This is a genomic window from Verrucosispora sp. SN26_14.1 (assembly GCF_004307965.1).
Taxonomy (GTDB): Bacteria; Actinomycetota; Actinomycetes; order Mycobacteriales; family Micromonosporaceae; genus Micromonospora.
In genome coordinates this window covers 1-3,161 of sequence record NZ_SISL01000589.1, presented here as the reverse complement: position 1 = coordinate 3,161, position 3,161 = coordinate 1, and the positions used below count along the sequence as shown (strand labels likewise).

General features: G+C 75.6%; 4 protein-coding genes. 2 read left to right on the top strand and 2 right to left on the bottom strand.

What is annotated here, in order from left to right; translation table 11 throughout:
* Both EYA84_RS33735 and EYA84_RS29555 read right to left on the bottom strand, forming a co-directional pair.
* Positions 1-1,389 (bottom strand): tetratricopeptide repeat protein (locus EYA84_RS33735; RefSeq protein WP_236146030.1); only part of this gene is annotated, 1,389 nt, incomplete at its 3' end.
* A gap of 68 nt (positions 1,390-1,457) precedes the next feature.
* Positions 1,458-1,919: a MarR family winged helix-turn-helix transcriptional regulator gene (locus tag EYA84_RS29555; RefSeq protein ID WP_131057363.1), complete on the bottom strand. Its 462-nt coding sequence runs from the start codon at positions 1,917-1,919 to the stop codon at positions 1,458-1,460.
* 50 nt (positions 1,920-1,969) lie between these two features.
* On the opposite strand from EYA84_RS29555, the gene EYA84_RS29550 reads away from it, so the two are divergent.
* Positions 1,970-2,503: a VOC family protein gene (locus EYA84_RS29550; protein WP_131057361.1), complete on the top strand. Its 534-nt coding sequence runs from the start codon at positions 1,970-1,972 to the stop codon at positions 2,501-2,503.
* Between the two features lie 46 nt (positions 2,504-2,549).
* The coding region (locus EYA84_RS29545; RefSeq protein ID WP_131057359.1) for a hypothetical protein at positions 2,550-3,161 on the top strand (612 nt) is incomplete at its 3' end.

Sequence of the window (3,161 nt, the reverse complement as noted above, 5' to 3'; positions counted from 1 at the left end):
ATCAGAGACAGGCCGTGGGGTCGGCACCGGCGACGCCGCCCCGGCGGGCTGCTGACCGGCCGGGTGGCCCTGACCGGGGTGATAGCCCTCGGGCGGGTGCTGCTCCCCGGCGTAGCGGGCATCCGCCGGGTCGCCCGTCGCCGGCCAGCCCGCCGGACCGGTGCTCTCCGTGGGCCAGTCCGCCTGGTATCCCGCCGGCCAGGTCCGTCCGTCGGTGGCCTCGGCGGGCCAGCCCTGCGGACCGCCGGTCCCGTCCCACGCCGCGTCGTCGGCGGTCCAGTTCGGGGTGGCTCCCGTCGACGTCGTCCAGTCCCGGTCGACGTCGTCCGGGTCGGGCCAACCGCCCGGGTCCGCTCCGGACCCCGCCGGCCCGGACGCCGTCCAGTTCGGGGTGGTCCCGGCGTCGGGGGGTGCGGACGCCGTCCACGTCGGGTCGGGTGCCGGCGCGGACGATGCCGCCGTCCAGGTCGACGCCGGGCCGGAGGCCGGTGGGGTGGCGGTCGGCGGCCGGGTGGGATCGGTCCCGGACCAGTCCGCGCGGGGATCGTCCGGCCGGTCGTCGGTGTCGTGGTCGGACCAGTCGGGCGGGGCGGCGGCGGTGGCCGCCCAGTCACCGCTGGGCGGGGCGTCACCCTGCGACGGGGTCCGCGCGGCCGGTACGACGGAGCCCTCCGCGCCCACCGGCGGGGTGTCGGCGCAGACGTGGTCGGGGTTGGCCGGGGCCCGGGACAGCGACGCCACCTGGGCGGTCAACGGGTCGTCCGGGGCGAGGTGCCGACGGGCGAGTTCCCGGGCCAGCGCGAGGTGGTCCTGCGCCTCGGTGAACTGCCCGCAGTCGCGTTGCATCGAGCCGAGCCGGGCGAGCATCTTGATGCCGCTGGGCTGCCCGTCGCCGTAGACCTCGCGGTGCAGCTCCCACGCGTCCTGGAGGCGGTCGCGGGCCACCTGGCACTGGCCACGGGCGTACTCCACGGTGGCCAGGTCGGCGTGTGCGGCGAGGACCCGCAGGGACTCCGGCCCGTCCGAGGCGGTCAGCTCGATGATGACTTCCTGGTACAGCCGGGCGGCGCGGGACCAACTGCCGACCCGGTGCAGCACCGCCGCGAGGGTGGCCGCGGCGGCGACCGTACGCGGGTCGGAGCGGCCGTGCAGACGGGTGGTGGCGGCGTACGCGTACGCCGCCCAGCCTCGTGCGGAGTGCGGCTCGCCGAGGGCGACCAGCACCCGCGCGTGCAGGCCGGCCGCCTCGGCCATCTCGGGTGTCGCGTTGGCCGGGCGCGGGTCGGCGCCGGTCAGCGCGTCGGCGAGGAGCCGTTGAGCGCCGGCGAGATCGCCGGAGGAGACCAGGTCGTGCGCCTGATCAGTCAGTTCACCGAAGCCGGAGGGCACGCCCCATCGTGCTCATCCGACGACGTTATGTACAAGACCCGCGCCGGAGTGGTTCGGTCAGGATCCGGTCAGGGGCGGGTCAGGCGATCGGCCAATGCCTCGCTGATCCGGCGTAACTGGTCGACCTGGGCGGGGCTGAGCGCGTCGAAGAGGTGGCGGCGTACCCCCTCGACGTGGCCGGGTGCGGCGGCGGCCAGTGCGGCGAAGCCGTCGTCGGTGAGCAGGGCGATCTGCCCTCGCCGGTCGGTCGGGCAGTCCTCCCGACGGACCCAGCCGGCGGCCTCCAGGCGGGCCACGGCGTGCGAGAGCCGGCTGCGGGAGGAGCCGCTCGCCTCGGCGAGGTCGCTCATCCGCAGTCGCCGCTCCGGGGCCTCGGAGAGTCGGACCAGGATCTCGTAGTAGGCGTGCGGCATCCCGGCGTCGCGTTGCAGCTCGCGGTCGAGCGCCTCCATCAACGCGCGGGACGCGGTCAGGAACGCTCGCCAGGTGCGCTGTTCGTCCGGGTCCAGCCAGCGGGTCATGACGCCCATCATAGCGGAGATAGTTGAACGCTCAACTAAAACGCGCTAGCCTCGGTGGCATGGGAATCCATCGCCTCAACCACGCCGTCCTCTACGTCAGTGACCTGGAGCGCAGCGTCGCCTTCTATCGCGACGTGCTCGGCTTCCGCCGGGTGCCGATGACCCCGGAGGGGTTCCGGGGCGCTGCCTTCCTCCAGGCACCCGACTCCACCAACGACCACGACCTCGGCCTCTTCGAGATCGGCGCGGGTGCCGGTCGGTCGACCGCCGGCCGGGCCACCGTCGGCCTCTACCACCTGGCCTGGGAGGTGGACACGCTCGACGAGCTGGCCGCCACCGCCCGCCGACTGGCCGGGGCCGGTGCCCTGGTCGGCACCTCCGACCACGGCACCACCAAGAGCCTCTACGGGCAGGACCCGGACGGTCTGGAGTTCGAGGTGGTCTGGCTGGTGCCGGCCGACCGGCTGGACGACGCCGCGCTCGACGCCCGTACCCGGATCGGCCGTCTCGACCTGGCCGCCGAGATCAGCAGGTACGGCGGCGACACCCGGGGTGGCATCGGCATCTCCGTCCCGGCCGCCGCGTCGCACTGACCCGTCCCGGCCGCGTCCCGGCCGGGCGGTGCGGTAGAACGGCAGGGTGGCAGATGAGGTGGGGCGGCAGGTGGTGGTCCGGCACCTGAGGGTCTGGGTGCCGGGCGCGTTGCGACGCGCGCGCCGGGCGACGGTGGTCCTCGGGTACGACGGGCGTGACCCCGCCCTGGCCGAGGAGGTCGTCCGGGTGGCCGGCGAGTGCGCCGGTGACGTCCGTGGTGCCCGGTTGACCGTGCTGGTGCTGGCCGGCGGCACCGAGGAGCTGCCGGCGCGGCTGGGTGCCGCCGAGGCGGGGCTGCCGACCGAGGTCACGGTGCACCTGATGCCCGGCCCGACGGCCCTGCTGCCGGTGGCGCTGCGCGCGTCCGGGGCGTCCGGCGCGCCGGTGCTGTCCTACCTGGAGGTGGCGGACGCGGTCGATCCGGTGGCGCTCTCCGCCGCCGCCTCCGGTCGACCCGGCGAGGTGCTGGTGCCGGCCGGTCCGGGTACGCCGCTGCGGCCGGCGCTGGCCGACGCCGGCTTCCCGCTGGTCGCCGAGGTGGAGTTGCCCTCCGGCCGGCGGATCGGCTTCGGCACCGCCTCGGACCGCAGCCTGGAGTCGTTCAAGGAGAGTCTCTGGGAGGCGGGTGCCGGCCGGGCCGACCCGGCGCCGCTGGGC

Bases quoted from the DNA above. Each gene is read 5' to 3' on its own strand.
- EYA84_RS29555 (WP_131057363.1), bottom strand. From the start codon at position 1,919: ATGGGCGTCATGACCCGCTGGCTGGACCCGGACGAACAGCGCACCTGG.
- EYA84_RS29550 (WP_131057361.1), top strand. From the start codon at position 1,970: ATGGGAATCCATCGCCTCAACCACGCCGTCCTCTACGTCAGTGACCTG.